The 25,901-nt window shown below is 65.6% G+C and carries 28 protein-coding genes; 7 read left to right on the top strand and 21 right to left on the bottom strand.

Features of this window, described 5'->3' with window-relative positions; translation table 11 throughout:
* The 11 genes from ACUY1T_RS07505 to radC all read right to left on the bottom strand — a co-directional run bounded on the left by ACUY1T_RS07505 (position 1) and on the right by radC (position 10,303).
* Positions 1–1,677: an NAD-dependent malic enzyme gene (locus tag ACUY1T_RS07505; protein WP_446021479.1), complete on the bottom strand. Its 1,677-nt coding sequence runs from the start codon at positions 1,675–1,677 to the stop codon at positions 1–3.
* Positions 1,678–1,802: 125 nt separating this feature from the next.
* Positions 1,803–3,008, bottom strand: coding sequence for a YeeE/YedE family protein (locus ACUY1T_RS07510; protein WP_446021481.1), 1,206 nt, complete (start codon positions 3,006–3,008; stop codon positions 1,803–1,805).
* A gap of 118 nt (positions 3,009–3,126) precedes the next feature.
* Complete coding sequence (locus ACUY1T_RS07515) at positions 3,127–4,152, bottom strand: tryptophan--tRNA ligase (RefSeq protein ID WP_446021483.1); 1,026 nt, start codon at positions 4,150–4,152, stop codon at positions 3,127–3,129.
* A 110-nt stretch (positions 4,153–4,262) separates the two neighbouring features.
* Entirely contained in the window at positions 4,263–5,375 is a 1,113-nt protein-coding gene (gene ald / locus ACUY1T_RS07520) for an alanine dehydrogenase (protein WP_446021485.1), read from the bottom strand.
* Between the two features lie 172 nt (positions 5,376–5,547).
* Positions 5,548–5,982 (bottom strand): acyl-CoA thioesterase, encoded by a 435-nt coding sequence (locus tag ACUY1T_RS07525; protein ID WP_446021616.1) that lies wholly within the window; start codon positions 5,980–5,982, stop codon positions 5,548–5,550.
* A 39-nt stretch (positions 5,983–6,021) separates the two neighbouring features.
* A complete protein-coding gene (locus tag ACUY1T_RS07530; RefSeq protein ID WP_446021487.1) occupies positions 6,022–6,333 on the bottom strand; it encodes a putative signal transducing protein in 312 nt (103 codons plus the stop codon).
* A gap of 40 nt (positions 6,334–6,373) precedes the next feature.
* Positions 6,374–7,564: a class I SAM-dependent rRNA methyltransferase gene (locus tag ACUY1T_RS07535; protein WP_446021489.1), complete on the bottom strand. Its 1,191-nt coding sequence runs from the start codon at positions 7,562–7,564 to the stop codon at positions 6,374–6,376.
* Between the two features lie 168 nt (positions 7,565–7,732).
* A complete protein-coding gene (gene mutM / locus ACUY1T_RS07540) occupies positions 7,733–8,569 on the bottom strand; it encodes a bifunctional DNA-formamidopyrimidine glycosylase/DNA-(apurinic or apyrimidinic site) lyase (RefSeq protein WP_446021491.1) in 837 nt (278 codons plus the stop codon).
* A gap of 304 nt (positions 8,570–8,873) precedes the next feature.
* Positions 8,874–9,029 carry a 50S ribosomal protein L33 gene (gene rpmG / locus ACUY1T_RS07545; RefSeq protein WP_086509014.1) on the bottom strand — a complete coding sequence of 52 codons (156 nt, stop codon included), beginning with the start codon at positions 9,027–9,029 and terminating at the stop codon, positions 8,874–8,876.
* A gap of 25 nt (positions 9,030–9,054) precedes the next feature.
* The gene (gene rpmB, locus ACUY1T_RS07550; RefSeq protein ID WP_010630182.1) at positions 9,055–9,291 is read right to left on the bottom strand and encodes a 50S ribosomal protein L28; all 237 of its coding nucleotides are present in this window, start codon (positions 9,289–9,291) and stop codon (positions 9,055–9,057) included.
* A gap of 337 nt (positions 9,292–9,628) precedes the next feature.
* Positions 9,629–10,303, bottom strand: a complete 675-nt coding sequence (gene radC / locus ACUY1T_RS07555; protein ID WP_446021493.1) for a RadC family protein — start codon at positions 10,301–10,303, stop codon at positions 9,629–9,631.
* A gap of 136 nt (positions 10,304–10,439) precedes the next feature.
* On the opposite strand from radC, the gene coaBC reads away from it, so the two are divergent.
* From coaBC to slmA, 5 genes are all read left to right on the top strand, one after another.
* On the top strand, positions 10,440–11,726 hold the full coding sequence (gene coaBC / locus ACUY1T_RS07560) for a bifunctional phosphopantothenoylcysteine decarboxylase/phosphopantothenate--cysteine ligase CoaBC (protein ID WP_446021495.1): 1,287 nt from the start codon (positions 10,440–10,442) through the stop codon (positions 11,724–11,726).
* 64 nt (positions 11,727–11,790) lie between these two features.
* Complete coding sequence (dut, locus tag ACUY1T_RS07565) at positions 11,791–12,273, top strand: dUTP diphosphatase (protein WP_446021497.1); 483 nt, start codon at positions 11,791–11,793, stop codon at positions 12,271–12,273.
* Positions 12,274–12,376: 103 nt separating this feature from the next.
* On the top strand, positions 12,377–13,774 hold the full coding sequence (locus ACUY1T_RS07570) for a phosphomannomutase/phosphoglucomutase (RefSeq protein ID WP_446021499.1): 1,398 nt from the start codon (positions 12,377–12,379) through the stop codon (positions 13,772–13,774).
* A 38-nt stretch (positions 13,775–13,812) separates the two neighbouring features.
* On the top strand, positions 13,813–14,733 hold the full coding sequence (gene argB, locus ACUY1T_RS07575) for an acetylglutamate kinase (RefSeq protein WP_446021501.1): 921 nt from the start codon (positions 13,813–13,815) through the stop codon (positions 14,731–14,733).
* Positions 14,734–14,805: 72 nt separating this feature from the next.
* Entirely contained in the window at positions 14,806–15,420 is a 615-nt protein-coding gene (slmA, locus tag ACUY1T_RS07580; RefSeq protein WP_446021503.1) for a nucleoid occlusion factor SlmA, read from the top strand.
* A gap of 72 nt (positions 15,421–15,492) precedes the next feature.
* Here the strand turns inward: slmA and rpoH are convergent, their stop codons facing one another.
* From rpoH to ftsY, 4 genes are all read right to left on the bottom strand, one after another.
* Entirely contained in the window at positions 15,493–16,359 is an 867-nt protein-coding gene (rpoH, locus tag ACUY1T_RS07585) for an RNA polymerase sigma factor RpoH (protein ID WP_446021505.1), read from the bottom strand.
* 169 nt (positions 16,360–16,528) lie between these two features.
* The gene (ftsX, locus tag ACUY1T_RS07590; RefSeq protein WP_446021507.1) at positions 16,529–17,503 is read right to left on the bottom strand and encodes a permease-like cell division protein FtsX; all 975 of its coding nucleotides are present in this window, start codon (positions 17,501–17,503) and stop codon (positions 16,529–16,531) included.
* Complete coding sequence (ftsE, locus tag ACUY1T_RS07595) at positions 17,500–18,168, bottom strand: cell division ATP-binding protein FtsE (protein ID WP_446021509.1); 669 nt, start codon at positions 18,166–18,168, stop codon at positions 17,500–17,502. Before ftsE ends, ftsX begins: the two co-directional genes overlap by 4 nt.
* Positions 18,165–19,541, bottom strand: a complete 1,377-nt coding sequence (gene ftsY, locus ACUY1T_RS07600) for a signal recognition particle-docking protein FtsY (protein ID WP_446021618.1) — start codon at positions 19,539–19,541, stop codon at positions 18,165–18,167. The genes ftsE and ftsY overlap by 4 nt, the downstream gene beginning before the upstream one ends.
* Before the next feature lie 90 nt (positions 19,542–19,631).
* Between ftsY and rsmD the strand changes: the two genes are divergently transcribed.
* Positions 19,632–20,279, top strand: a complete 648-nt coding sequence (rsmD, locus tag ACUY1T_RS07605; protein WP_446021511.1) for a 16S rRNA (guanine(966)-N(2))-methyltransferase RsmD — start codon at positions 19,632–19,634, stop codon at positions 20,277–20,279.
* A 116-nt stretch (positions 20,280–20,395) separates the two neighbouring features.
* Positions 20,396–20,587, top strand: coding sequence for a cell division protein ZapB (locus tag ACUY1T_RS07610; protein ID WP_446021512.1), 192 nt, complete (start codon positions 20,396–20,398; stop codon positions 20,585–20,587).
* A gap of 16 nt (positions 20,588–20,603) precedes the next feature.
* On the opposite strand, the gene ACUY1T_RS07615 is transcribed toward ACUY1T_RS07610, so the two are convergent.
* The 6 genes from ACUY1T_RS07615 to lysS all read right to left on the bottom strand — a co-directional run bounded on the left by ACUY1T_RS07615 (position 20,604) and on the right by lysS (position 25,900).
* Complete coding sequence (locus ACUY1T_RS07615) at positions 20,604–21,065, bottom strand: GNAT family N-acetyltransferase (protein WP_446021514.1); 462 nt, start codon at positions 21,063–21,065, stop codon at positions 20,604–20,606.
* Positions 21,058–21,870: a hypothetical protein gene (locus ACUY1T_RS07620; RefSeq protein ID WP_446021516.1), complete on the bottom strand. Its 813-nt coding sequence runs from the start codon at positions 21,868–21,870 to the stop codon at positions 21,058–21,060. The genes ACUY1T_RS07615 and ACUY1T_RS07620 overlap by 8 nt, the downstream gene beginning before the upstream one ends.
* Entirely contained in the window at positions 21,867–22,175 is a 309-nt protein-coding gene (locus ACUY1T_RS07625) for a BolA family protein (protein ID WP_446021517.1), read from the bottom strand. The genes ACUY1T_RS07620 and ACUY1T_RS07625 overlap by 4 nt, the downstream gene beginning before the upstream one ends.
* A 27-nt stretch (positions 22,176–22,202) precedes the next feature.
* A complete protein-coding gene (locus tag ACUY1T_RS07630) occupies positions 22,203–23,633 on the bottom strand; it encodes an MFS transporter (RefSeq protein ID WP_446021518.1) in 1,431 nt (476 codons plus the stop codon).
* A 78-nt stretch (positions 23,634–23,711) separates the two neighbouring features.
* Positions 23,712–24,098 carry a hypothetical protein gene (locus ACUY1T_RS07635; protein WP_197449449.1) on the bottom strand — a complete coding sequence of 129 codons (387 nt, stop codon included), beginning with the start codon at positions 24,096–24,098 and terminating at the stop codon, positions 23,712–23,714.
* A 251-nt stretch (positions 24,099–24,349) separates the two neighbouring features.
* A complete protein-coding gene (gene lysS, locus ACUY1T_RS07640) occupies positions 24,350–25,900 on the bottom strand; it encodes a lysine--tRNA ligase (protein ID WP_446021520.1) in 1,551 nt (516 codons plus the stop codon).
* Between the last annotated feature and the right edge of the window lies 1 nt (position 25,901).

Raw genomic sequence — 25,901 nt, forward strand, 5'->3', positions numbered from 1 at the left:
CTAGAACGCACGGCGCCGATAGCTTCTATACTCCGGCGTCCAGCTGCTGCGCTCGATGGCCTGGCGCAGCTTGATACCGTCGGTGCGCAGCGCCACGCCCTCCTGCTGGGCCTGGGCGGCCACTTCGAAGGCGATGGCCCTGGAGAGTTCGCGGATCTGCGACAGCGGCGGCAGCAGCGCACCCTCCCCTTCCTTCACCAGCGGCGCCTCACGAGCCAGCGCACGGGAAGCGGTCATCAGCATGGTGTCGGTGATTCTCTTGGCCCCACTGGCTACCACGCCGAGGCCAATGCCGGGAAAGATATAGGCGTTGTTGCACTGGGCGATGGGATAGGTCTTGCCGTCGAGGATCACTGGCTGGAAGGGGCTGCCGGTGGCCACCAGCGCCTGGCCATCGGTCCACTCGAGCACGTCCGAGGGCGTGGCCTCGGCGCGGGAGGTGGGGTTGGAGAGCGGCATGATCACCGGTCGTTCGCAGCCGGCGTGCATGGCGCGGATCACGTCCTCGGAGAACAGACCCGGCTGGCCCGACACGCCGATCAGCACCGTGGGCTTGATATGGCGCGCCACTTCAAGCAGGGATTGATTCTGCCACCCTTCGACGAGCTCGGGCTCGTGCGCCAGGCGCCGCTGGAAGTCGCGCAGCCACGCCTGATCGCTGGTGACCAGGCCATCACGATCGACCATGAAGACGCGCCGCCGCGCCTCCTTCTCGGAGAGCCCCTCCGCCTGCATCGCCACCACCACCTGTTCGGCGATGCCGCAGCCGGCGGAGCCGGCACCGACGAACACCACGCGCTGGTCGGCGATGGTCTCGCCACGGGCCTGACAGGCCGCCATTAGGGTGCCCACAGCGACTGCCGCAGTGCCCTGCACGTCGTCATTGAAGCAGCACAACTGGTCGCGGTAGCGCTCCAGCAAGGGCACGGCGTTGGCCTGGGCGAAATCCTCGAACTGCAGCAGCACATTGGGCCAGCGACGCTTCACCGCAGCGATGAACTGGTCGACGAAAGCGTCGTACTCCTCCTGGGAGATACGCGGATGCCGCCACCCCATGTACATCGGGTCGTCGAGCAGGGCCTGGTTGTTGGTGCCGACGTCGAGGGTGATCGGCAAGGTATAGGCGGGGCTGATGCCGCCGCAGGCGGTGTAGAGCGCCAGCTTGCCGATGGGAATGCCCATGCCACCGATACCCTGATCGCCGAGGCCGAGGATACGCTCGCCGTCGGTCACCACGATTACCTTGACCCTGTCCTTGGTGGCACTGCGCAGGATGTCGTCGATGCGCTCACGGTCGGGGTAGCTGACGAACAGGCCGCGGTGACTGCGGTAAATATTGGAGAATTCCTCACAGGCCTGGCCCACCGTGGGGGTATAGATGATCGGCAGCATTTCCTCGAGATGCTCCATCACCATGTGGTAGTAGAGGGTCTCGTTGTCGTCCTGGATCGCCCGCAGGTGGATGTGCCGCTCCAGGTCGCTATGGCACTGCTGGTACTGGCGATAGGCTCGTTCAGCCTGTTCCTCGATGGATTCCACGTTCTGCGGCAGCAGGCCGACCAGGTTGAACTCGAGGCGTTCCTCGCGGGTAAACGCACTGCCCTTGTTGAGCAGCGGCATCTCGAGCAGCGAAGGACCAGCGTAGGGAATATAAAGTGGACGTTTGCGTTCGGGCATCTTTTGTCTCGATACGGTGACTGGAACCGGGCCGTAGGGAAGCGCAGTCAGGTGTACTGCCCTTCCTGAGCGCTCTGATGGCGCTCTTGGCGCCAACTCTATCACGCCTCTGCCATTGTGGCGCATCAGCTGACCTTGGCGCGGGTCCTGTCGCTGGGTGGGCGGTCGAAGAACCACGGGCGCAGCCGCACCCCTAACATGTTGCCGGCGAAGCCCGCCACCAACCACACCCAGCCATGCAGGCTGCCTGACGCAATGCCGCTGAAGTAGGCACCAATGTTGCAGCCGAACGCTAGCCTGGCCCCGTAGCCCAACATCAAACCTCCGACTACCGCCGCCATCACCGAGCCCAGCGGAATCCGTAGGGTCGGGGCAAAGCGTCCGGCCAGGGTGGCAGCCACCATGGCGCCAAGGATGATGCCTACGTTCATTACCGTGGTGATGTCGCTCCATACGCTGGCGCGAAGCGCTGCGGCGTTGCCCGAGCTCTGCCAGTAGCCCCACTGGGTCACATCGCCACCGAGGAACTCGTAGGCCTTGGCGCCCCACAAGGCAAAGGCCGAAGTGATGCCCCAAGGGCGCCCGGCCAGTGCCAGGGTGGCGAAGTTGAGCAGCGCCAGCGCCACCGCGCCCAGCAGCAGCGGCCAGGGGCCGGTCAGCCAGCGCCGCTCGCTCAGGTTGGCCCGCGGCGTCTCCTCCAACTGGCCATGGCGATGCTTTTCCATGAGCACGGTGAAGGCGGCAATGGCGGCGAACAGGGCCAGGCTCACGACGATGCCGCCACCGGCACCGAATGTCTGCACCAGCGACACGGGCGCGAAGGCCGGCAGCCCCATCCACCAGGAGAAATGGGCAGTGCCGATCAATGAGCCGACGATGAAGAAGAGCAGCGTGATGACCATGCGGGCGTTGCCACCGCCGGCGGTGAACAGCGTGCCCGAGGCACAGCCGCCGCCGAGCTGCATGCCGATGCCGAAGAGAAAGGCGCCCACCACCACCGAGAGGCCTATCGGCGCCACGAAGCCCGAGACACTCTGGCCCCACAGGCTGCCCGCCCCCAGCGCGGGAAAGAACAGCACCACGGCGATGGCCAGCATCACCATCTGGGCACGCAGCCCGCGCCCACGGCGTTCGCTGATGAACACTCTCCAGGCGGCGGTGAAGCCGAAGGCGGCGTGATAGAGCGAGATTCCGAGCAGCACGCCGACGATCATCAATAGCCCCATACGCGTGCCGTATGCCATGCCGACCAGCAGGGTGCCTGCCAGCAGCAGCACACCCAGTATCAGCGAGACCCGGCGAGGTCGCTTCGCATCCATTGCAGTGGCCATTATGTGCATCCTCCTCTCGATCCGCTCCTGTAGGGTGGCAAGTTCGGCTCAAGTGCGCCAGGCGGGTGCCATGACGCAACAGGGCGCCCGAAGGCGCCCTGTTGCGTCATGTCTGAAGTCAGATGAAGCGGCCCAGCCCCACGGCATGCCTTAACCTATCCATGAACGGTGCGGCCTCGGCGCGTGCCCGCTCGGCCCCCTTCTTCAGCACGCTCTCGATGTGCCCCGGGTCCTCCATCAGCGCCATATAGCGCTCGCGAGGCTCGCGCAGCTGCGCGTCGAGGAGTTCGAACAGGCGGTTCTTGACCTCGCCCCAGCCGATGCCATTGGCGTACTCGCCGCGCATTGCTTCACGCTCTTCGCGGCTGGCGAAGGCCGAATATATCTGGAACAGTGTGCAGCCCTCGGGGTCCTTGGGCTCGCCGGGCTCCAGCGAATTGGTCTTGATCTTGCGCACCAGCTTGAGCAGCTTCTTCTCGGAGACGAACAGCGGGATGGTGTTGTTGTAGCTCTTGGACATCTTGCGTCCGTCGAGGCCACCCAGCACCGCCACCTCATCGTCCACCACCGCTTCCGGCAGGGTGAAGAACTCGCCCTTGTAGAGGTGGTTGAAGCGCCCGCCCATGTCGCGGGCCATCTCGATGTGCTGGATCTGGTCGCGGCCCACCGGCACCTTGTTGGCGTTGAACATCAGGATGTCGGCAGCCATCAGCACCGGATAGCCGAACAGCCCCATGGTGATGCCCTTGTCGGGATCCTGGTTGCCGGCGGCCTCGTTCTCGGCCACCGCCGCCTTGTAGGCGTGGGCACGGTTCATCAGCCCCTTGGCGCAGACGCAGGAGAGCATCCAGGTCAGCTCGGGGATCTCGGGGATGTCCGACTGACGGTAGAAGATGGCGTTGTCGGTATCGAGCCCCAGCGCCAGCCAGGTGGCGGCGATTTCCAGGCGCGACTCCTGCACCCGCCGGGGGTCCTGGCACTTGATCAGCGCATGCAGGTCGGCGAGAAAATAATAGGACTGCACGCTGGGGTCCTGGCTCGCGGCGATGGCGGGCTTGATGGCGCCGACGTAGTTGCCCAGGTGCGGGGTACCGGTGGTGGTGATGCCGGTGAGAACGCGTGTCTTCTGTGAAGCTGCACTCATGGAAAGCGGACTCTGCTGATCGGAAATGCCCGCTATGGTAACGCGAGGGGGCGGTCAAGGCGACCGCCCCGGCCCCGCTCACCGAAGCGATTCGCTCGCGCAGACATTTGTTACACCAAACGCGCCGGATCGACAGATTCCAGGCCGAAAGCCTCGGCCACGGCACGGTAGGTGACCTGGCCGTCATGGACGTTGAGCCCAGGCAGGAAGTGGGCATCGTCGGCCAGCGCCCGCTTCCAGCCCTTGTCGGCCAGGGCGATGACGAACGGCAGGGTGGCGTTGGTCAGCGCCTGGGTCGAGGTGCGCGCCACCGCGCCCGGCATGTTGGCCACGCAGTAGTGGACGATACCGTCGACCACGTAGGTCGGCTCGGCGTGGGTGGTAGGCTTGCTGGTCTCGAAGCAGCCGCCCTGGTCGATGGCCACGTCCACCAGCACGCTGCCGGGCTTCATGTCGGCAAGCATCGCACGGGTGATCAGCTTGGGCGCGGCGGCGCCGGGGATCAGCACGGCGCCAACGATCAGGTCGCTTTCGCGCACCGCCTCGTCGATGGCGTCGGCGGTGGAGAAGACGGTCTTCATACGCCCCTGGTAGCGGTCGTCGAGTACCTCCAGACGCGGGATCGACTTGTCGAGCACGGTGACCTCGGCACCCAGGCCCAGCGCCATGCGCGCGGCGTTCTCGCCCACCACGCCGCCACCGATCACGGCGACCTTGCCGGGGGCCACGCCGGGCACGCCAGGCAGCAGCACGCCGGAGCCACCCTGGGCCTTCTCCAGGCTATGCGCACCGGCCTGAATCGCCATGCGGCCGGCCACGGTGCTCATGGGCGCCAGTAGCGGCAGGCCGCCCTGGCGGTCGGTAATGGTCTCGTAGGCAATGCAGGTGGCCCCGCTCTCCATCAGGCCGCGAGTCAACTTCTCCTCGGCGGCCAGGTGCAGGTAGGTGAACAGGGTCTGGCCACGTGAGAGGCGAGCCACTTCTTCCGGCTGCGGCTCCTTGACCTTGAGGATCAGTTCCGCGTCAGCCCAGAGGGTATCCACGTTCGCCTCGAGCCGGGCGCCCGCTGCCTCGTAGTCGGCATCGGAGAAACCCGCCCCTTCGCCGCCACCGGCCTGGACGGTGACCGAATGGCCGCGCGACACCAGCTCACGAGCTCCCGTGGGCGTCAGGGCGACGCGATATTCATGGTTCTTGATTTCCTTCGGCACGGCGATCTTCATGGGACACCTCCTGAGCGTTCAACGCTTGTTGTTAGGGTAAGACAGGAGAATTACAGCACAGACAGTCCAAACATGAAGCACCGCTAAAAAAGAACGGTAAAAAACCGTGAAATTCAGACTACAAGAAGAAAATCAACATTTCAGACCCTATCGTGGCAAAAAAATCGCAGCCTCACTCAACCACAAGAGCGCCGCCGTAAATGGCTACGTACTCCTCCGGCAGACGCCGTGGCCGGCCACTGGAAAGCTCGATACAGGCGAAGCGGGTACAGGCACGCAGCAAGGTGCGGCCATCGACAGGGCGGATAAGCTGGAAGCGCCGGGTCAAGGTTAGGCGGCCATCGCAGCCGACGATCCAGGTGGCAAGCGCAAGGTGCTCACCCTGAAAGGCCGGCGCCAGATAGTCGAGTTCATGACGATGCACGGCCATGGCCCGGTCCAGCTCACGATAGCGGGCCAGGTCGAGTCCGAGGTATTCCGAGTGGGCCCAGCTGACCTGCTCGACCCAGCGCAGGTACTCCGCATTGTTGGCGTGGCCGTACTCGTCGATGGCCGAGGCTTCTACTTCCAGCTCGAGGATGAACGGGTCGGGAAGATCCCACTCCAGTGACATGGTGCTCTCCGTGCGGGTTCATTCGTGACGGATTCAGGCTTTCGTCGTACCGCAACGCCAGCAGGTATCGAACACACCCTCCAGTGCTTCGCCGCAGTTCGGACAGTGCCAGCCCGGCGTTTCGCCGGGCCCCGCCATGGCCTCGTGAATCAGTGCCTCGGCGCGCTCGCGGTTGTGCGATGCCACCCATACCTCGGGCTCGCATTCGCCCAGTGGCAGCTCACCGGCGCCGCCCCCCAGCACCATGTTACGCAGCTCCACGGGAATACCTGCCGCAGCCAACACGTTACGCACGTGGCTGACCAGCAGCGCATTGGAGTGGGCGAAGACGCGAACGTAGTTCATGGGCACCATTCTGAAATTAGCGAGCGCAGCACTTGCTTGCCTAGTCGCGGAAGACGCGGACGCCCAAGGCTTTCAGATAAGCCGTTTCCGGGATCGCCGGATGCACCGGATGGTCCGCCGCCTGGTGCCCCTGGTAGACGATCTGCCCGTGGCGATCCTGATGGCGCACCGCACCGCGCACCACCTCCACCAGGCGCTCGGGGGCCAGGTGCATGGAACAGGAGGCCGTGAGCAGCAGGCCGTCGCGCCCCAGCAGGCGCATGGCCTCGCGGTTGAGCCTGGCGTAGGCGCGCTCGCCATTGGGAATGTCCTTGCGCTTCTTGATGAAGGCCGGGGGGTCGAGGATCACCACGTCGAACTGCTCACCGTCTGCCTTGAGCGCGGCCAGCGCCTCGAAGGCATCGGCCTCGCCCACCGCCACCTGCTCATGCAAACCGTTCAGGGCCGCATTCTCGGCAACCCGTTCCAGCGCCTGGCCGCTGGCATCGATACACAGCACCTCGCTGGCACCGTGAGCCGCCGCCTGTACGCCCCAGCCACCGATATAGCTGAACACGTCCAGTACCCGCTTGCCGGCCACCAGGCCGTTGAGCCAGGCACGGTTGGCACGGTGATCGAAGAACCAGCCGGTCTTCTGGCCGTCGAGCACCGGCACGTGGAAGCGTACGCCGTTCTCCTCCAGCATCACCGGCCCGTCGAGTTCGCCCTTGGCCACGGTGACCTGGCGTTCGAGCTGCTCCTGACGCCGCCCGGAAGAGTCGTTCTTGAACACGATGACCCGCGGCGAAAGCACCTTGTCCAGCGCGGCGACGACCTCTTCGGCCAGGCGTTCCATGCCCAGGGTATTGAGCTGCACCACCAGCACGTCGTCGAAGCGGTCGATCACTAGTCCCGGCAGCAGGTCGCCCTCGCCGTGAACCAACCGGTAGAACGGCTTGGCGTAGAGGCGTTGGCGCAGCGACAGCGCCTGGTTGAAACGGTGCACCAGCAGCGAACGGTCGAGGCTCATCTCAGGATCGCGCGATACCACCCGGGCGCAGATCAGCGAGTTGGGGTTGACGTAGGCCACGCCCATCGCCTTGCCGTTGGCGGCCTCGACCACCACCTGGGCGCCCGGCTCGAGGCCCTTGAGCGGCGTGGCCTCGATATCGACCTCGTTGGAGTAGAGCCACAGGTGACCGGCCTTGAGGCGACGGTCGGCATTCTTCTTGAGGCGCAGGGTCTGGGTCATGGTTCGTCTCGGTAAAATTAATACTACGGAAACACTGCACAAATCAGCGAGCGAGATGAAGCACAAGGCGCACGGAGCACAGGAACCGGAGCATATGGGTTATATGTGAGGATTCCGAGCACCGCGCAACGTAGTGATTCGCGCGCGCAGCCATTTGTGCAGTGTTCCCTAACGTTGGCAGGCAGGGCAGAACACGCTGGCCCGCTGGCCCAGCGTCACCAGCCGCAGCTCGCCGTTGCAGCGCCGACAGCCCTGGCCGTGGCGACCATAGACGTTGAGGCGTTGCTTGAAATAGCCGGGCTCTCCGGTGCCGCTGACGAAGTCGCGCAGGGTGGTGCCGCCCTGGGTGATGGCCGCCGCCAGCACCTCGCGAATGGCCGCGGCCAAGCGCTGGTAGCGCTCGAGAGAAATGCGCCCCGCCGCCCGGCGAGGGTCGATACCGGCCAGGAACAGCGCCTCACTGGCATAGATATTGCCGACGCCCACCACCACGGCATTGTCCATCAGGAACGGCTTGACCGCCATGCGCCGCCCCCGCGAGAGCCGATGGAGGCGCTCGCCGTCAAAGGCATCGGACAGCGGTTCGGGCCCCAGGTTCGCCAGTCGCGGGTCGCTCTCGGCAGTGCCGGCGAGCCAGTCGACGAAGCCGAAACGGCGCGGGTCGTGGTAGCGCAGGATAGCACCGTCGTCGAACACCAGATCGATATGATCGTGCTTCTTCGGCATGTCGCCCAGCCGGGCGATGCGCAGGCTGCCCGACATGCCCAGGTGCCAGATCAGGCTGCCTGCATCCTCTCTCGCCCCCCCACCCTCGACCGGCAGCAGCAGGTACTTGGCGCGCCGTGACAGGCTGCCGATGCGCGATCCCACCAGGCGCTCGATGAGATCGCCAGGCACCGGCACGCGCAGGCGCGGCTGGCGCACGATCACCTCGACGATCTCGCGCCCCTCCACGTGGGGAGCGATGCCGCGCCGGGTAGTCTCGACTTCGGGAAGCTCGGGCATATTGTCGCTCACTCGATAGCCGCAATACGGCTCGACAATAGAATACTGCTGTGGGCGCTGCGCAGATTAGCGAACGGGATGAAGCGCAAGGCGCCCGCAGCACAGAAACCGGAGCCTATGGGGTATAGGTGAGGATTTCGAGCAGCGCGTAACGCAGCGATTCGCCCGTGCAGCAATTTGCGCAGTGTTCACTAACGCCTGAACCCGACCGTAGGGCCGGGTTCAGGAGGACAGGTCTTGCTACCTGCGGCTGGAAGCCATCAAGTCGCCCCATCGATGTCCGTCGCCGGACATCGGGATCGGCTTACTTGATCTTGGCTTCCTTGTACATCACGTGCTTGCGGACGACCGGGTCGAATTTCTTGAATTCGAGCTTGTCCGGGGTGTTCCGCTTGTTCTTGTCGGTGGTGTAGAAGTGGCCGGTACCGGCACTGGACACCAGCTTGATCTTGTCACGCATGGCTGCTTACTCCCTGAGTGGTCGCTTAGACGGCTTCGCCGCGCTTGCGAATGTCGCTGAGCACCGCGTCGATGCCCTTCTTGTCGATGATGCGCATACCCTTGGAGGAGACCCGCAGCTTGACGAAGCGGTTCTCGGACTCCACCCAGAAACGATGGGTGTGCAGGTTCGGCAAGAAACGACGGCGGGTCTTGCGCTGGGAGTGTGAAACGTTGTTACCAGTTACCGGACGCTTGCCGGTAACCTGACATACTTTGGACATGGGAGCCTCCAACCGCTTGGCCAGGTGGTCAAACCTGAGTGTTCAAAACCTGTCGGGCAAACCGGGAACGACCCCGTTGTCATTTGACCCAAGGGAATTCAAAGGCTGCACTTTATAGCAGAGTGCGCCCCTACAGGCAAGTAGCCGCGTATTCTACACTCCCTGCCCCCCACTCCCGCAAGCTTTCATAAACAGTCGTACTGTCACCAGTCTTCTCCATCCAGCCAGCGAACCGAGCGAGCGAAGCGCAGGAGCCGGAGCCTATGGGGTATAGGTGAGGACTCCGAGCACCGCGCAACGCAGCGATTCGCTCGCGCAGACATTTATGCAGTGTTTCCTAAAGCCAGCCTCGCTCGGCGAAAGACACCACCTCCCCGTCGCCGACGACGAAGTGATCCAGCACGCGGATCTCGAACAGGCCCAGCGCCTCACGCAGCCGCTCGGTGATGCGCCGGTCGGCATCAGAGGGTTCGGCCACGCCCGAAGGATGGTTGTGCGCGAAGATGATCGCGCCGGCCCCCACCTCCAGCGCCCGGCGCGCCACCTCACGAGGGTAGACCGAGGCGCTGTCCAGGGTACCGCGGAACAGCGACTCGAAGCGGATCACGCGGTGCTGGGTGTCGAGAAACAGCGCGGCGAACTCCTCGTGGCCCAGATGACGCAGCTGGGTGGCCAGATAGGCGCGCACCAGGGTCGGCGAGGTCAGGGCATTGCCGCGGGCTAGCTGCGCGGCCAGGTGGCGCTTGGAGAGTTCGAGAGTGGCCTGGAGCTGGACGAACTTGGCCGTGCCCAGACCGCGCTCGGCACAGAAGCGCGCCTGGTCGGCTTCCAGCAGTTGGCGCAGGCCGCCGAATGCACTCAGCAGGTCGCGAGCCAGATCCACCGCCGAGCGGCCCGCCACCCCCACACGCAGGAAAATCGCCAGCAGCTCGGCATCGGACAGTGCCTCGGCACCCAGCGCCAGCAGTTTCTCCCGCGGGCGCTCGCCCTCGGGCCAGTCGCGAATCGACATCCCCTGTCTCCTTGCTACGCTTTCCATCGGTTGGTAGAAGTCATGCATTGTAACCGACGCGCACGAAAGGCCGCGGCTGCGCAACTTCAACGGCGATGGTAAGGTAGAAGGTCGGGTTTTAGCTCAGGGAATCACCATGACAGTGCAGTCCGCCAGTCGGCTCGCCGGCCGACGCATTCTGCTCGGCATCAGCGCCGGCATCGCCGCCTACAAGAGCGCCCAGCTCGCCCGGCTGCTCAAGCAGGCAGGCTGCGAGGTTCGCGTGGTCATGACCGAGGGCGCCCAGGCCTTCATCACGCCGCTGACGCTGCAGGCGCTCACCGGCGAGGCGGTACGCACCTCGCTGCTGGACCCGGAAGCCGAAGCCGGCATGGGGCATATCGAGCTGGCCCGCTGGGCCGACGTCATCCTGATCGCCCCCGGCACCGCCGACCTGATGGCGCGCCTGGCCCAGGGCATGGCCGACGACCTGCTCACGACCCTGTGCCTGGCCAGCGAAGCCGAGAAGGTCATGGCTCCGGCCATGAACCAGGCCATGTGGCGCCACGCCGCCACCCAGCGCAACGCCTCCCGCCTCGAACAGGACGGCTGGCGATTGCTGGGGCCGGCCAGCGGCGACCAGGCCTGCGGCGACGTTGGGCCGGGTCGTATGCTCGAGCCCGAGGCGATCATGGCCGAACTCATCCAGCCGGCAAGCGAGACAGCACAAGGCCAAGTCGTACCACCCGAGAATACCCCGGCCCAGGGACTGCATGTCGTGATCACCGCCGGCCCCACCCGTGAACCCCTCGACCCGGTACGCTACCTTTCCAACCACAGTTCGGGAAAGATGGGCTTCGCCCTGGCTGCTGCCGCCGCCGAGCTTGGCGCCCAGGTCACCCTGATCAGCGGACCCGTCAGCCTGCCGACGCCCGAGGGTGTGGCGCGCATCGATGTGGAGACGGCACTGCAGATGCACGAGGCAAGCCGCCGTTTGGCAAGCGAATGCGATATCTTCATCGGCTGCGCAGCGGTGGCCGACTACCGCGCCGAGGCGGCATCGGAACACAAGATCAAGAAGCGTGAAGGCGAGGATGGAATGACCCTGAGACTGGTCAAGAATCCGGATATCATTGCCGATATCGCCAGGCAGCGCGACGCGGCAGGCGGGCGCCCCTTCGTGGTGGGCTTCGCCGCGGAAACCCGCGACCTTGAGGCCTACGCCCGAGACAAGCTCATGCGCAAGCGGCTGGACATGATCGTCGCCAATGACGTCTCGGCCGCTGGCCTCGGCTTCGGCGCCGATGACAATGCCGCCTTGTTGCTGTGGCGTGAAGGTGAAGGCGAAGGTGGCGCGAACCTGCCGCCGCAGCCCAAGACCCAGCTTGCCAGGGCGGTGATCGACCGGGCCCTCGGCTGCCTGGCCTCGCGCCCCGTGCACTGAGTTCTGACTCCGAACTCTGAATATCGACCCTGAACCAGACATCAGCGAACCCGACGGAACGACCATGCCCGAGTCCCTACAAGCCAGCCCCACCCCCCGACCGCGCCTGGCAGTCAAGCTGCTCGACGAGCGGCTGCACGACTACATGCCCCGCTACGCTACCCTGGGTTCCGCGGGCATGGACCTGCGTGCCCTACTCGATGCACCTTTGACCCTGGAGCCCGGTCAGTGCGAGCTGGTCCGCACCGGGCTTGCCATTCATATCGGCGATCCCGGCCTTGCCGGCCTGATCCTGCCGCGCTCGGGCCTCGGGCACAAGCACGGCATCGTGCTGGGCAACCTGGTGGGGCTCATCGACTCCGACTACCAGGGCGAGCTGATGATTTCGACCTGGAATCGCGGCACCACCCCCTTCGTGCTGGAGCCCTTCGAGCGCCTGGCCCAGTACGTCCTGGTACCGGTGGTGCAAGCCGAACTCGAAGTCGTCGACAGCTTCGAGACCAGCCTTCGCGGTGAAGGCGGCTTCGGCAGTTCGGGGCGCCACTGAGACGCGCGACGAATCGCTGCCGAACGTTCCAGGGAACGGAATCGTCCGGCAGCGTTTTCGCAACCTGGCACATGAACTCACTCCTGTCTGACAAGGAATCGCTATGAGCCAAGTCAAGAACAGCACCGTACCGGCTTCCATCTTCCGCGCCTACGACGTTCGCGGGATCGTCGACGATACCCTGACCGAGGCGACCGTGGAGATGATCGGCCGGGCCATCGGCTCGGAAGCCGCAGCGCGCAACGAATCCACCGTGGTGGTAGCCCGCGACGGCCGTCTCTCCGGCCCCCGGCTCAGCGCGGCGCTGATTCGCGGCCTCACCGCGGCCGGCCGCGACGTGGTCGACATCGGCATGGTGCCCACCCCGGTGCTCTATTTCGCCACCCACGTGCTCGAAGGCACCGCCTCGGGCGTGATGGTCACCGGCAGCCACAACCCACCGGACTACAACGGCTTCAAGATCGTGCTGGGCGGCGAGACACTCTCCGGCGAGGCAATCACGGCGCTCTACCGGCGCATCGAGTCCGGCGACCTCAGCGAGGGCCAGGGCAGCGTGCGCCAGGACGACCTGCGCGACGCCTACCTCGAGCGCATCGTCGGCGACATCAAGTTGGAACGCCCGCTCAAGGCAGTGGTCGACTGCGGCAACGGCGTGGCCGGCGAGCTGGGACCGAAGCTGATCGAGATGCTCGGTGTCGAGACCGTACCGCTGTTCGCCGAGATCGACGGTAATTTCCCCAACCATCACCCCGACCCGGGCAAGCTCGAGAACCTGCAGGACGTGATCCGCACGGTGCAGGAGACCGGCGCCGACATCGGCCTGGCCTTCGACGGTGACGGCGACCGCCTCGGCGTGGTCACGCCGAGTGGCAAGCTGATCTATCCCGACCACCTGATGATGGCCTTCGCCGAGGACATGCTGTCGCGCAACCCGGGCGCCAAGGTGATCTTCGACGTCAAGTGCACCGGCAACCTGGCGGGCGTCATCGAGCGGGCCGGCGGCACGCCGGAGATGTGGCGCACCGGTCACTCGCTGATCAAGGCACGCATGAAGGAGACCGGCGCTCAGCTCGCCGGTGAAATGAGCGGCCACATCTTCTTCCAGGAGCGCTGGTACGGCTTCGACGACGGCATCTACGGCGCCGCCCGGCTGCTGGAGATCCTGTCCAAGCAGGATGAGGACGCCGATACTTTCTTCGCCCGCTATCCACAGGACATCGGCACGCCCGAGATCAACGTCCACGTGACCGATGAGAACAAGTTCGACCTGGTCGACAAGCTGGCCCGCGAGGGCGACTTCGGTAACGATGGCGTCAAGACCACCCTCGACGGCATTCGCGTCGATTACCCGGACGGCTGGGGTCTGTGTCGTGCCTCCAACACCACACCGGTGTTGGTGCTGCGCTTCGAGGGCAAGAGCGACGCGGCCCTCGAACGCATTCGCCAACAGTTCGCCGACGCCCTGAAACAGGTCGACCCAGCGCTGACGCTGCCGAGCTGACGGCAGCGTCCCTTCGTTTTGTTCCTTAAGGAAGGACCATGACCGAAACGACTCGTGACCCGCGGCTGGTAGTGGAAGTGCTTTCCGAGGCACTTCCCTACATCCAGCGCTTTTCCGGCAAGACCGTCGTCGTCAAGTACGGCGGCAACGCCATGACCGAGGACACCCTGATCGACTCCTTCGCCCGCAACATGGTGCTGATGAAGGAGGTCGGCATCAATCCGGTGGTGGTGCACGGCGGCGGGCCGCAAATCGGCGACCTGCTGGCCAAGCTCAGGATCGAGTCGCGCTTCGTCAACGGCATGCGGGTCACCGACTCGCAGACCATGGACGTGGTGGAAATGGTGCTCGGCGGGCTGGTCAACAAGGGCATCGTCAACCTGATCAACCAGTGCGGCGGCAAGGCGATCGGCCTCACCGGCAAGGACGGCGCCCAGATCCGCGCGCGTCAGCTCAAGGTCGAGCACAAGACGCCGGAGATGACCGCCCCCGAGATCATCGACATCGGTCATGTGGGCGAGGTGGAGCATGTCTCCACCGACCTGATCGAAATGCTCGCCGAGCGCGATTTCATTCCGGTGATCGCGCCCATCGGCGTCGATGCCAAGGGCAACAGCTACAACATCAATGCCGATTTGGTGGCGGGCAAGATAGCCGAGGCGCTGGGTGCGGAGAAGCTGATGCTGCTGACCAACGTCGCCGGGCTGATGAACGCCGAGGGCGAGGTACTCACCGGGCTGACCACCGCTCAGGTAAATGCATTGATCGCCGACGGCACCATTCATGGTGGTATGCTGCCGAAGATCCGTTGCGCACTCGAAGCCGTCAAGGGAGGCGTGCGCAGCGCGCACATCATCGACGGCCGCGTGCCTCATGCCACGCTGCTGGAAATATTCACCAACGCCGGGGTCGGCACCCTGATCACCGATGCCGATCAGCAAGGGAACGACAGCGCCTGAAGGAACTTCCGCCCCGTGCCCGTCACCGGGCGGATACCTCCGGCCATCCAATAACCAGAAGACAACTCCAACATGACGCAGGCAACACAGATTTCCAGCCGGCGCGAGCAGATTCTGCAGTCGCTCGCCCTGATGCTGGAGGAGGACAGCGGCAAGCGCATCACCATCGCGGCGCTGGCGCGCCAGGTGGGCGTCTCCGAAGCCGCTCTCTACCGCCATTTTCCGAGCAAGGCCCGCATGTTCGAGGGCCTCATCGAATTCATCGAAGAGACGCTGTTCGAGCGCATCAGCCGCATTCTCGAGGACTTCCCCGAGGCCGTGCCGCGCTGTGGCCAGATACTCACCCTGCTGCTGGCCTTCGCCGAGAAGAACCCCGGCCTCTCGCGCCTGCTCGAAGGCGATGTGTTGACCGGTGAGACCGCTCGGCTCAGGCTGCGCATCCATCAGCTCTTCGAGCGCCTGGAAACCCAGCTCAAGCAGGTCCTGCGCGAAGCGGAGCTGCGCGAGCGCCGGCGCCCCGTGCTGACGGTGTCGGCTACCGCCAACCTGCTGATCGCCGTCGCCGAGGGGCGCATCTCGCAGTACGTGCGCAGCGACTTCCAGCGTCGCCCCACCGAGCACTGGGACGATCAGTGGGCGCTACTGTCGGCGCAGCTGATGCGAACGCCGATCACGCAAAGCGCCTAGAGCAGCCGCGCCGATACGCAAAAGCCCCGGTTCATTGAACCGGGGCTTTTGCGTATCGGCTTGGGTCGGTGCTCAAGCAGCCAGGGCGTCACCCAACTGCTGGCGGATCTTCTTCATGGCATTTTTCTCGAGCTGCCGGATGCGTTCGGCGGAGACGCCATAGACGTCGGCCAAGTCGTGCAGCGTCGCCTTGTCGTCGGCCAGCCAGCGGCGCTGGAGAATGTCCCGGGAGCGCTCGTCCAGCGCCTCCAGGGCCATCTTCAGGCGACGGTTGGCGTCGTCTTCCCAGTCACTGTCTTCGAGTTGGACGGCGGGGTCGGAGCCATCGTCGTCGAGGTAGTGGACCGGCGCCTGGTAGGCGGAGTCCTCATCGTCGCTCGGGGAGACGTCGAAGCCGGCATCGTGGGCCGCCAGACGCCCCTCCATCTCGCGCACCACTTCAGGCTTGACGTCGAGATCGCGGGCGATGGCGTCGACTTCGTCGTTGTTGAGCCAGGCCAGGCGCTTCTTGGCACTGCGCAGGTTGAAGAACAGCTTGCGCTGTGCCTTGGTGGTGGCAATCTTGACGATGCGCCAGTTGCGCAGCACGAACTCGTGGATCTCGGCCTTGATCCAGTGCACGGCAAAGGAGACCAGGCGCACGCCCTGATTGGGGTCAAAGCGCTTGACGGCCTTCATCAGCCCCACGTTGCCTTCCTGGATCAGGTCGGCCTGAGGCAGGCCGTAGCCGGAATAGCTGCGCGCGATATGGACGACAAAGCGCAGATGCGACAGCACCAAGCGACGCGCCGCCTCCAGATCGCCTTCGTCGTGAAGGCGGAAGGCGAGTTCGCGCTCTTCCTCGGCGGTAAGCATGGGAATGCCATTGACCGCCTGGATATACCCGTTGAGGTCATGCCCCGGCGAGAGCTGACCCACCGGCAGAAGACTGGTGCTCATTGCAGGTTGTCTCCTTGAAAACCTAATATACTTTTCAACCGCCTGATTAGACGGGCGATAACCGATAACGTTCCCTTCCTGCAGTCGACAGCTTGGCAGATGCCGACTGAGGTCGCCAGCGCAACGGCAGGTCCGCGACTGGGTGTCGCAGCCATATCGTTGTGGCTTTCTATCGCGGCCGAACCTCCGCGAGATGGCGGCTCACGGCGATCCAGGCGCCCAGCCAGCCCAATAGTGTACTGCACAAGAGCAGCGTTGCCGAGCCCTCCAGCCCCAGGCTCGGCAGGGTAAAGGTGGCACCGTAGCTGGCGGCGAGAGCGCTGACCGGCATCGCCAGCCATTGGTTGCCGAGCCCCAGCAGCCCCCAGGCGAGCAGACCGCCGCCGAAACCGTACCAGGCGCCGCTATAAAGAAAGGGGCGGCGTACGAAGGCGTGGGTGGCACCGATCAACATTACCACCTCGATCTCTTGGCGGCGGCTCTCTACCGCCAGTCGAATGGTGTTGCCCACCACCAATAGCACACCCAGGCCGAACAGCACCGCCAGCGCCAGCGCCAGCCGACTACCTAGCTCGGCCAGATGCCGCAGCCGTTCGAGCCAGGCCAGATCGAGGCGCACTTCGTCGACGCCGGTCATTGCCTCCAGCGACCCGGCCAGCCGACGCACGGCCTCGGGGGCCGGGTCGGCGGGTACCACCACGATGCTGGCCGGCAGAGGGTTGTCCTCGAGCCGACCCAAGGCGTCGGCCAGGCCCAGCGCCTGCTGAAACTCGGCCATGCCTTCAGCGGCAGTGACCAGCCGGGTACGCATCACTCCCTCATGGGCCGCCACCGCTTCGTCGACGCGCCCGGCCTGAGCCTCGTCGACATCGTGAGCCAGGTAGACGGTAAGCGTAGCGCTCTCTTCGAGTTCGGCGTCGAGCAGGCGTGCGCTGTCCAGCGCCAGCCACAGCGCCGCCGGCAGTACCAGGGCGATGGCGATGGCGAGCATGGTGAGCAGGCTGCCGATAGGGGTCCGCAGCAGCCGCCGGGCACTGTCGAGACACATGGCGCGATGATGGCGCAGCCAGCCGCGAAAACGGCTCGATGAACGGGTGCGCTGAGTGCGTGCACCGCGGGGCGGCGCGGCAGGCTGTCGGCTCATGCCGCTTCCTCGTCGGCTACCAGGCGTCCGTCGTGCAGGCGCAATACGCGATGGCGCAAGCGGGCGATCAGCGCCAGGTCGTGACTGGCGATCATCACCGTGGTGCCGATTCGATTGAAGTCCTCGAACAGCGCCATGATGTCAGCCGAGAGCTGCGGGTCGAGATTGCCGGTAGGCTCGTCGGCCAGCAGCAGCGATGGTTTGTTGACTACCGCCCGGGCGATACCCACGCGCTGCTGCTCACCGCCGGAAAGTTCGACGGGCAGCGCCTTCTCGCGATGCAGAAGGCCGACCTTGTCCAGCGCCGCGCGCACCCGGCGGGCGGCCTCGCGAGGTTCGAAGCCGCGGATTTCCAACGGCAACGCCACGTTATGGAAGATGGAGCGGTCGAGCAGCAGCTGGTGATCCTGGAATACCACGCCGATCTGGCGGCGGTAGAACGGCACTTGGCTGGGGTGCAGGCGACCGATGTCGTGGCCGGCGACCAGTACCCGCCCGCGAGTCGGCCGTTCGAGCAGCATGATCAGGCGTAGCAGCGAACTCTTGCCGGCGCCGGAGTGGCCCGTCAGAAAGACCATCTCACCACGCTGCACACGAAAATCGATGTTGGCCAGCGCCTCGAAGCGCCCGCCGTAGCGCTTCCCCACATGCTCGAAGAGGATCATGGCGAGGCGGCGGCTCCCTCGTCGCCCTGGTCGAAGAGCGCGTCGACGAAGTCACGAGCCTCGAAGGGGCGCAGGTCGTCCAGCCCCTCGCCCACCCCGATGAAGCGGATCGGCGTACCGAGCTGCTTGGCCAGGGCGAAGATGATGCCGCCCTTGGCGGTACCGTCGAGCTTGGTCAGAGTAATGCCGGTGACCGGCACCGCCTCGTTGAAGGTGTTGGCCTGGGACAGCGCGTTCTGGCCGGTACCGGCGTCGAGCACCAGCATCACCTCGTGAGGGGCGGTGTCGTCGAGCTTGCCCATCACCCGGTGCACCTTCTTGAGTTCTTCCATCAAGTGGCTCTTGTTGTGCAAACGCCCGGCGGTATCGGCGATCAGCACGTCGATTTTGCGCGCCCTGGCTGCGGCCACCGCATCGTAGATCACCGAAGCGCTATCGGCGCCGGTATGCTGGGCGATCACCGGCACCTTGTTGCGCTCGCCCCATACCTTGAGCTGCTCCACTGCGGCAGCACGAAAGGTATCGCCAGCGGCCAGCATCACGCTGTGCCCTTCGCGCTGGAAGCGCTGGGTCAGCTTGCCGATGGTGGTGGTCTTGCCCACCCCGTTTACTCCGACCACCAGGATCACGAAGGGACCTTCGCCCTTGGCCGGCAGAGCCAGCGGCTTGGCCACGGCGTCGAGCATCACGGCGAGTTCATCCTGCAGCGCGCGATAGAGCGCCTGTGGGTCCTTGAGTTCCTTGCGCGAGACGCGCTCGGTCAAGCGGTCGATGATCTCGGTGGTGGCCTCGATGCCCACGTCGGCCATCAGCAGTTGGGTTTCGAGATCCTCGATCAGCTCGTCGTCGATCTGCTTCTTGCCAAGGAACAGCCCGGCGACACCTTCGGTGAGATTGGCGCGGGTCTTGCCCAGGCCCGAGCGGATACGCGCGAACCAGCCCCGCTTCTCGGCAACGGGCTTCTCCTGCAATGGCGTACGGACCGGCTCAGGCTCGAGTCCTGGCAGTTCGGTTTCGGGCACCGGTTCAGGTGCAGGCGGCTCGGGTTCGGCGGGCACGAGATCGGGCGCCAGCGCCTCCTCGCGCAGCACCGCGTTCTCCTCTTCCTGACCGACCTCATCGACCGCCTCGGCCCGCTCAAGCGTCTCATCCGCCGCGGGGCCGGCCATGGCGCGCTCTTCGGGGCGCGGCGCATCGACGGCGTCCGACTCCGCAGGTGCCGCCTCGTGGCTGGCCTGCTCGGTCGCTGACTCTTCTGTGAACGCGTCTCCTGCAGGCCGTTCCTCGTTCGCGCCTTCTTCTTCGGGCTGCGTCGGCTGCCGCTCTTTCTCTTGCTGCTCTTCCTGTTTCTTGCGCTTGAAAAAACCGAACATGGGGGAATTCAGCCTCACGGGTGAATGATCGCTACATCCTAACACCGCGCATCATGACTGTGGACAAGGCGACGGGTACAATTCGACCGCATGACACGTCGCCGCTCTTCCCTCCGATCCCGTTCACGCCCCGGCGCCAGCCCGCTCAAGGGCAGCGGCCGCCTGCGCATCATCGGCGGCGAATACCGCCGCCGGCTGCTGCCGGTACTCGATAGCCCCGGCCTGCGCCCCACACCCGACCGGGTTCGCGAAACGCTGTTCAACTGGCTGGCCGCAACCACGCCGGGCGCGCGGGTACTGGATCTGTTTGCCGGCACCGGCGCCCTGGGCCTGGAGGCGCTCTCCCGCGGCGCGGCCGAAGCGCTGTTCGTCGAACGCGACGGCCAGGTCGCCCGGGCGCTTGCGGACAATCTCCGTACCCTGGGCGCCGACGAGCGGGGCCGGGTGCATACCGGCGATGCCCTTGCGCTCCTGGCTGTCGGGCCAAATGATGATGCCCCGTTCTCGCTGGTCTTTGTCGACCCGCCCTTTCGCCAAGGCCTGGCCGAGCCCTGCTGCGAACGGCTGGAGCAGGGCTGGCTTGCCTCGGACGCCTGGATTTACCTCGAAACCGAGACGGCGCTCGAGGTGGGCGTCCCCGCCAACTGGTCGCTGCATCGCGAAGTACGCGCTGGCGACAGCACCGGCCGGCTCTACCGTCGTCGCCCACTGGCGCCCGCTGCGCCGCTCGTCGAATAAGTGGGCGTCGCCGTTCGGCTACGCTTGCCCACCCGCAGCCCTCGGCGTTACGCTGCGCAACGGATTCAGCGCGGGCAGGGGCCCGCCCCGGCAGGACGTCATTTCAGGAGAACACGATGAGCACCGAACTCTTCAATCGGCTCGAACAGAAAGTGGCCAGTGCCGTCGAGGCGCTGGAGCTGCTGAAGATGGAAGCCGAGGAGCTGCGCGAGGAAAACGGCCGGCTGAAGCAGGAGCGCGAGGAGTGGGAGCGTCGCCTGACCGCCCTGCTGGGCAAGTTCGACGAGGTGGAAACCGAGAGAGGCTGAACCCTTCCGCCCTGCCTCAAGGCAGACGCGACATCAGAATGGCATCCTCCCTGCTCGCGTCGGCTACCTCATACAGCGGCGGGTAATAGCCGCGCCGCCGCCCGTCTTCGCTGAAGCCTGCGCGGCGGTAGAGCTGGATAGCGGCCTCGTTGCCCGCCCTGACCTCGAGCAGTAGCCGCTCGCTGCCCCAGCTTCGACTCTGCTCGATCACCGCTTCAAGCAGCGCTGCAGCCAGGCCGCGCCGCCGCATGGTGGGCGCCACCAGCATGGCCTGCAGCTCGGCCTCGAAAGGCAGCCTGGCCACCACGGCATGGCCGACGAGCTGGGCCTCCACCTCGGCGCCCAGCACGCAGCAATCGGTATCCTGCAGGACGGCTTCGAGCTGGCTGCGCGACCCATGGCGCGGCTGGCAGCGTTCCAACTCCACCAATCGCTCCAGATCGGCAAGCGACAGCCGCCGCAACCTGGCTTCAGTCATCGCTGCCGCCACTCTCCGACCAGGCCCGTCGCCACTCCAGCAAGGTGGGCCACAGTTCGCGCTTGGCTGCGGCACTCTGCACCAGCTCGGCCAGAGCGGGCCCCTGCCAGCCGGGCAGGCCCTGCAGCTCGAAAGTGCCTTGCTGGGTGCCGAGAAGCCTGACGAGCGTGTCGTCCTGACCGAATACCAGGACTCTTTCGAGCGCCCAGCCGCGCCGGTGCGTGCCTTCGATGAAAGCCTGCAGGCCTTCACGCGCCTCATCCAGCGGCGCCTCGACCGGCAGGTTCTCCATCGGCGGCCAGCGAAACGTCTCGAAGGCCGTGGGCTGCCCAAGCCCCGCCGCCTGGAACAGATTGCTTAACAGCTGCCCCTGGCTGGCGTCCGGTGTCGCCTGCCCCGGCACGACCACCAGCCAACGCCCTGCCAGGCACGCTACCTGCAGGGTGAAGCGCAGCGGTTCCTGAGCCGACGTCTTCTCCCGGGGCATCGCTTGCTCGCGCTCGGGACGTGGCTTGGCATCGACTTCTTCATCCGTCGGTGCGATACCCAGCAGGTGTCGCGCCCGCTTGGGTGCCGGTGCACGCAGCGGCTCCGCGGCCGGAGGCGGCGTGGGCTGCCGGGCGGCTGCCTCGGCCTCGTCGAGCAGCGCATGCAGGCGCTCGGCAGGCGGCGAAGCGGCAGGACGCTCGGGCAGTTCCCATTCGCAGGCCTCCGTTGGCCGCGCATGGGGAAGCTGGAAGCGAGCGACCCAGGCGGTCAGGCCCATCGCCTCCAGGTACTGCAGACGCTGTGGTTCGGTGGTCACGCGCCAGCGCCACGACAGTTGGGAGAGTCGGGGCGGGCCTCACCGCGCGCGGACCACTCCTCGGGCGTGTAGAGGTGCAGCGCCAGGGCATGCACCGGCCCCGACAGTTCATCGGCCAGCAGCGCATAGAGACGCTGGTGGCGCTTCACCGGCATCAACCCCCAGAAGTGTGCGGATACCACCGTCACCTTGAAGTGGGTTTCGGAGTTCGCCGGTACGGCGTGTCGATGGCTCTCGTTCTCCACCGTCACATGGGTGGGCTCGAGGGCCTTCAGCTTCTCTTCGATATCGGCCTGGATACTCATGCTGGCTCCTCGATCATGGGTGTCAGGTCATTGTACTCGCTTGCCCGGCGACTGCACCTGCGAGACCTCCTCGCGGCTGTCCGCCTGGGCGGCGCCGGCCAGCGTCACCCGTGCCAGACTGGCCACGAGCGCCAGCAGACAGGCCAGGCAACCGACCCACAGCGTGGCCTGCACCGGCGCACTGGCCGCCATGAAAGCGCCTACCAGCGCCACACCGAGGGACTGACCCACGGTGCGTGTGGTACTGAGTACGCCGGAGGCGCTGGTGCTCAGCTCGCGCGGCGCGCTGGTCATCAGCTCGCGATTGTTGGGCGGCTGGAATAGCCCGAAACCGATACCGCACAGGGCCGTACGCCACAGGCTATCCATGATGCCGGCATCCTGCGGCAGCAGCGCCAGCGAAGCGAGCCCCAGCATCAGCAGCACCAGCCCGGCACTTGCCATGAGACTGGGATTCACGCGATCGGCCAGGCGGCCGGCAATGGGGCCGACCAGCATGATGGCAAGCGGCCAGGGCGTGAACAGCCAGGCGGTGTGCAAGGGCGAGAAGCCCATCTCCTGCTGATAGAGGAATGACAGCGCGACGAAGGCGAGCCCCTGGCCGACGAAGGCCAGCCCCGAGGCGGAGACCGCCAGGCGAAAGCGCGCCACCTGAAACAATCGGGGCGGCAGCAGCGGATGGCTGGCCCGGCGCTGGCGACGCAGGAACAGCCAGCCCGTGATCACGCTCAACGCCAGCCACGCCATTGCCTGCCACAGCGGCGCAGCGTGAGCCAAAGTGTCCATGCCCAGGAAGAAGCTGCCCAGCATGACCACCGAGCCCAGCGCCCCACGGCCATCGAATCCGCCTCGCCGTCCCTTCTCCCGCGGTAGTGCGCGCCACGCCAGCCATAGCGAGACGATCCCCAGCGGCAGGTGCAGGGCAAACAGCCAGGGCCAGCTGACCACCGAGAGAATCAGGCCGCCCAGAGCCGGGCCAGCAGCGTAGCCACCCGCCACCACCAGGGCGGAGAGCCCCAGCGCGCTGCCCAACAGGCGAGTCGGGAAGATCGAGCGATAGAGCGAAGGACCGATGGAAAGCGTAGCCGCCGCACCCAGGCCCTGCAACGCACGAAATACCAGTAACCACTCCAGGCTACGCGCCAGCGCCGCGCCCAGTGAAGCCACCACGAACAGCGCCAGCCCGGCCACGTAGAGCCGGCGACGGCTAACCATCTCGCTGAACGAGGCGCACACCAGCAGGAAAGCGGCGCAGACGATCTGGTAGAGATTGGTGACCCACACCGCACGGGCGTCCGACACTTGCAGATCGCGCGCGATGGAAGGCAGCGCGATGTTGACCATGGTGACGTCGACCACGGCCATCAGGGTACCGAGGATCAGCGCCAACACCGCCAGGCGGCGCTCGGGACCCGGCAGGCCGTCATCGCCGGGCCGGGTGGAGAAGAGTCGGCTCATCCTGTTTCCATCACAGCAGGGTAACGTAACGAGAAAACCGGCCGCAGCCGGTTCCCGAAGAACAACGAGAGAAGCGAATCAGTCCTGGTCGGTTTCCAGCAGTAGCGAATCGTCGACCTCGGAGATCTCAAGCGCCGTTTCGTCATCCAGGTCGATGGCCAGGTAGCTGTGTTCGACCTGCAGGAAACGCTGGAACAGCGCCCAGTCCAGGGCCTCGGGCCACTGGCGCTCGTCCTCTTCCCAGGCGCGCAGCTCAGTCTCGAGGATCTCGAGATAGCGCTCGCGCACGAAGGCTTCAAGCGCCTCCGGGGTATCCATCTCGGGAATCAGATAGACCGTGCTTTCACGTTCGACGTCGGCCAGGGTGAGGTCGTCCTCTCCCATGGTGGGTTCCAGGGCGTTGATCCAGTCCACGAAATGCCGGGTAGGCCTGACGCTCAGGGCGGAGCGGTTGAGCAGTTTCATCGCGGTCTCCTCGACGTCGAAACGGTGATCATTATGGGCGCTAGCGCCGCCGCTTACCAATACTTCCGCCGGGTCGACACCGAGAGGCCCGGGCTTGATCCGTCAGAAGAGGTAACGCGACGGGGGAATGCCGGAGAGAAGGTCCGGCGCCATGGATGGCGCCGGTAGCTCCCAGGGATGGGCTCGGTGCGCCTCCTCGAAGGCATGTCCCCCGTCGCTTCAGCGGCTTGCCGGGCCGAAGCGCAGCCCCTTCAGTCCACCTCGGGACGCATGGCCGGGAACAGCAGCACATCCCGGATCGAGGCGCTGTCGGTGAACAGCATCACCAGGCGGTCGATGCCGATGCCCTCACCGGCGGTAGGCGGCATGCCGTACTCCAGCGCGCGCACGTAATCGGCATCGTAGTACATCGCCTCGAGGTCACCGGCCTCCTTCTCTGCCGCCTGGGCGCGGAAGCGCTCGGCCTGGTCCTCGGCGTCGTTGAGCTCGGAGAAGCCGTTGGCAATCTCGCGGCCGCCGACGAAGAACTCGAAGCGCTCGGTGACGAACGGATCGCGGTCGTTGCGCCGCGCCAGCGGGCTCACCTCGGTGGGATAGTCGGTGATGAAGGTCGGATTCTTCAGGCGATGCTCGACGGTCTTCTCGAAGATCTCGATCTGGATCTTGCCCAGGCCCCAGCCATCCTTGACGTCGATGTCCAGGCGCTCGGCGATCTGGCGAGCCGCCGCCTCGTCGGCCAAGGCGTCGGCGTGGATGTCCGGGTTGTACTCGAGAATCGAGTCGAACACGCTGATGCGCTTGAGCGGCCTGCCGAAATCGTACTCGTAGGTCTCGAGGATCTCGCCCTCGGCGTTGCGCACGGTGTTGACCACCACGGTGGTGCCCAGCACCTTGAGCGCGATGGTGCGCAGCATCTCCTCGGTGAGGTCCATCAGGTCATGATGGTTGGCATGCGCCTGGTAGAACTCGACCATGGTGAACTCGGGGTTGTGGCGCGTCGAAAGCCCCTCGTTGCGGAAGTTGCGGTTGATCTCGAAGACCTTCTCGAAGCCGCCCACTACCAGGCGCTTGAGGTAGAGCTCCGGTGCGATGCGCAGGTACATGTCGATGTCCAGCGCGTTGTGGTGCGTGACGAAGGGCCGCGCGGTGGCACCGCCGGGAATCGGCTGCAGCATGGGGGTCTCCACCTCCATGAAGCCACGCTCCTCGAAGAAGCGGCGCATGGCGCTGATCACCCCGGCGCGGGTCTCGAATACCTTGCGTGAATCCGGGTTCATGATCAGGTCGACGTAGCGCTGGCGGTAGCGCGCCTCCATGTCGGTCAGGCCATGGAACTTGTCCGGCAGCGGGCGCAGGCTCTTGGTCAGCAGCTTGGCCTCTTCCATCATCACGTAGAGGTCGCCCTTGCCCGACTTGTGCACCGGGCCACGACCGGCCACGATGTCACCGATGTCCCAGCCCTTGATGTCCTCTAACACCTCTTCCGGGAGCCCCTTCTTGTCGACGTAGAGCTGTATGACGCCGCTGGGGTCCTGGATCACCAGGAACGGGCCGCGCTTGCGCATGATGCGCCCGGTCACCGCCGCCGGGCGGCTCAACGCTTCGAGCTCCGCCTTGTCCTTTTCGCCCAGCTCGTCGATCAGGTCGGCCGCCAGGCTGTCGCGGCGGAAGTCGTTGGGGAAGGCGCTGCCGCCGGTCTCGGCGGCACGCTCACGCCGCGCCGCCAGCTTGGCCCGGCGCTCGGCAATCAGGCGGTTCTCGTCGATCTGGGGGCTATCCGGGGAGGAGCTCTGGTTGGCCATG

It is taken from the genome of Billgrantia sp. Q4P2, assembly GCF_052806135.1.

Coding starts and splice junctions, on each gene's coding strand:
- ACUY1T_RS07505 (WP_446021479.1), bottom strand. CDS start 1,677: ATGCCCGAACGCAAACGTCCACTTTATATTCCCTACGCTGGTCCTTCG.
- ACUY1T_RS07510 (WP_446021481.1), bottom strand. CDS start 3,008: ATGGCCACTGCAATGGATGCGAAGCGACCTCGCCGGGTCTCGCTGATA.
- ACUY1T_RS07515 (WP_446021483.1), bottom strand. CDS start 4,152: ATGAGTGCAGCTTCACAGAAGACACGCGTTCTCACCGGCATCACCACC.
- ald (WP_446021485.1), bottom strand. CDS start 5,375: ATGAAGATCGCCGTGCCGAAGGAAATCAAGAACCATGAATATCGCGTC.
- ACUY1T_RS07530 (WP_446021487.1), bottom strand. CDS start 6,333: ATGAACTACGTTCGCGTCTTCGCCCACTCCAATGCGCTGCTGGTCAGC.
- ACUY1T_RS07535 (WP_446021489.1), bottom strand. CDS start 7,564: ATGACCCAGACCCTGCGCCTCAAGAAGAATGCCGACCGTCGCCTCAAG.
- mutM (WP_446021491.1), bottom strand. CDS start 8,569: ATGCCCGAGCTTCCCGAAGTCGAGACTACCCGGCGCGGCATCGCTCCC.
- rpmG (WP_086509014.1), bottom strand. CDS start 9,029: ATGCGTGACAAGATCAAGCTGGTGTCCAGTGCCGGTACCGGCCACTTC.
- rpmB (WP_010630182.1), bottom strand. CDS start 9,291: ATGTCCAAAGTATGTCAGGTTACCGGCAAGCGTCCGGTAACTGGTAAC.
- radC (WP_446021493.1), bottom strand. CDS start 10,303: ATGTCGATTCGCGACTGGCCCGAGGGCGAGCGCCCGCGGGAGAAACTG.
- coaBC (WP_446021495.1), top strand. CDS start 10,440: ATGACAGTGCAGTCCGCCAGTCGGCTCGCCGGCCGACGCATTCTGCTC.
- dut (WP_446021497.1), top strand. CDS start 11,791: ATGCCCGAGTCCCTACAAGCCAGCCCCACCCCCCGACCGCGCCTGGCA.
- ACUY1T_RS07570 (WP_446021499.1), top strand. CDS start 12,377: ATGAGCCAAGTCAAGAACAGCACCGTACCGGCTTCCATCTTCCGCGCC.
- argB (WP_446021501.1), top strand. CDS start 13,813: ATGACCGAAACGACTCGTGACCCGCGGCTGGTAGTGGAAGTGCTTTCC.
- slmA (WP_446021503.1), top strand. CDS start 14,806: ATGACGCAGGCAACACAGATTTCCAGCCGGCGCGAGCAGATTCTGCAG.
- rpoH (WP_446021505.1), bottom strand. CDS start 16,359: ATGAGCACCAGTCTTCTGCCGGTGGGTCAGCTCTCGCCGGGGCATGAC.
- ftsX (WP_446021507.1), bottom strand. CDS start 17,503: ATGAGCCGACAGCCTGCCGCGCCGCCCCGCGGTGCACGCACTCAGCGC.
- ftsE (WP_446021509.1), bottom strand. CDS start 18,168: ATGATCCTCTTCGAGCATGTGGGGAAGCGCTACGGCGGGCGCTTCGAG.
- ftsY (WP_446021618.1), bottom strand. CDS start 19,541: ATGTTCGGTTTTTTCAAGCGCAAGAAACAGGAAGAGCAGCAAGAGAAA.
- rsmD (WP_446021511.1), top strand. CDS start 19,632: ATGACACGTCGCCGCTCTTCCCTCCGATCCCGTTCACGCCCCGGCGCC.
- ACUY1T_RS07610 (WP_446021512.1), top strand. CDS start 20,396: ATGAGCACCGAACTCTTCAATCGGCTCGAACAGAAAGTGGCCAGTGCC.
- ACUY1T_RS07615 (WP_446021514.1), bottom strand. CDS start 21,065: ATGACTGAAGCCAGGTTGCGGCGGCTGTCGCTTGCCGATCTGGAGCGA.
- ACUY1T_RS07625 (WP_446021517.1), bottom strand. CDS start 22,175: ATGAGTATCCAGGCCGATATCGAAGAGAAGCTGAAGGCCCTCGAGCCC.
- ACUY1T_RS07630 (WP_446021518.1), bottom strand. CDS start 23,633: ATGAGCCGACTCTTCTCCACCCGGCCCGGCGATGACGGCCTGCCGGGT.
- ACUY1T_RS07635 (WP_197449449.1), bottom strand. CDS start 24,098: ATGAAACTGCTCAACCGCTCCGCCCTGAGCGTCAGGCCTACCCGGCAT.
- lysS (WP_446021520.1), bottom strand. CDS start 25,900: ATGGCCAACCAGAGCTCCTCCCCGGATAGCCCCCAGATCGACGAGAAC.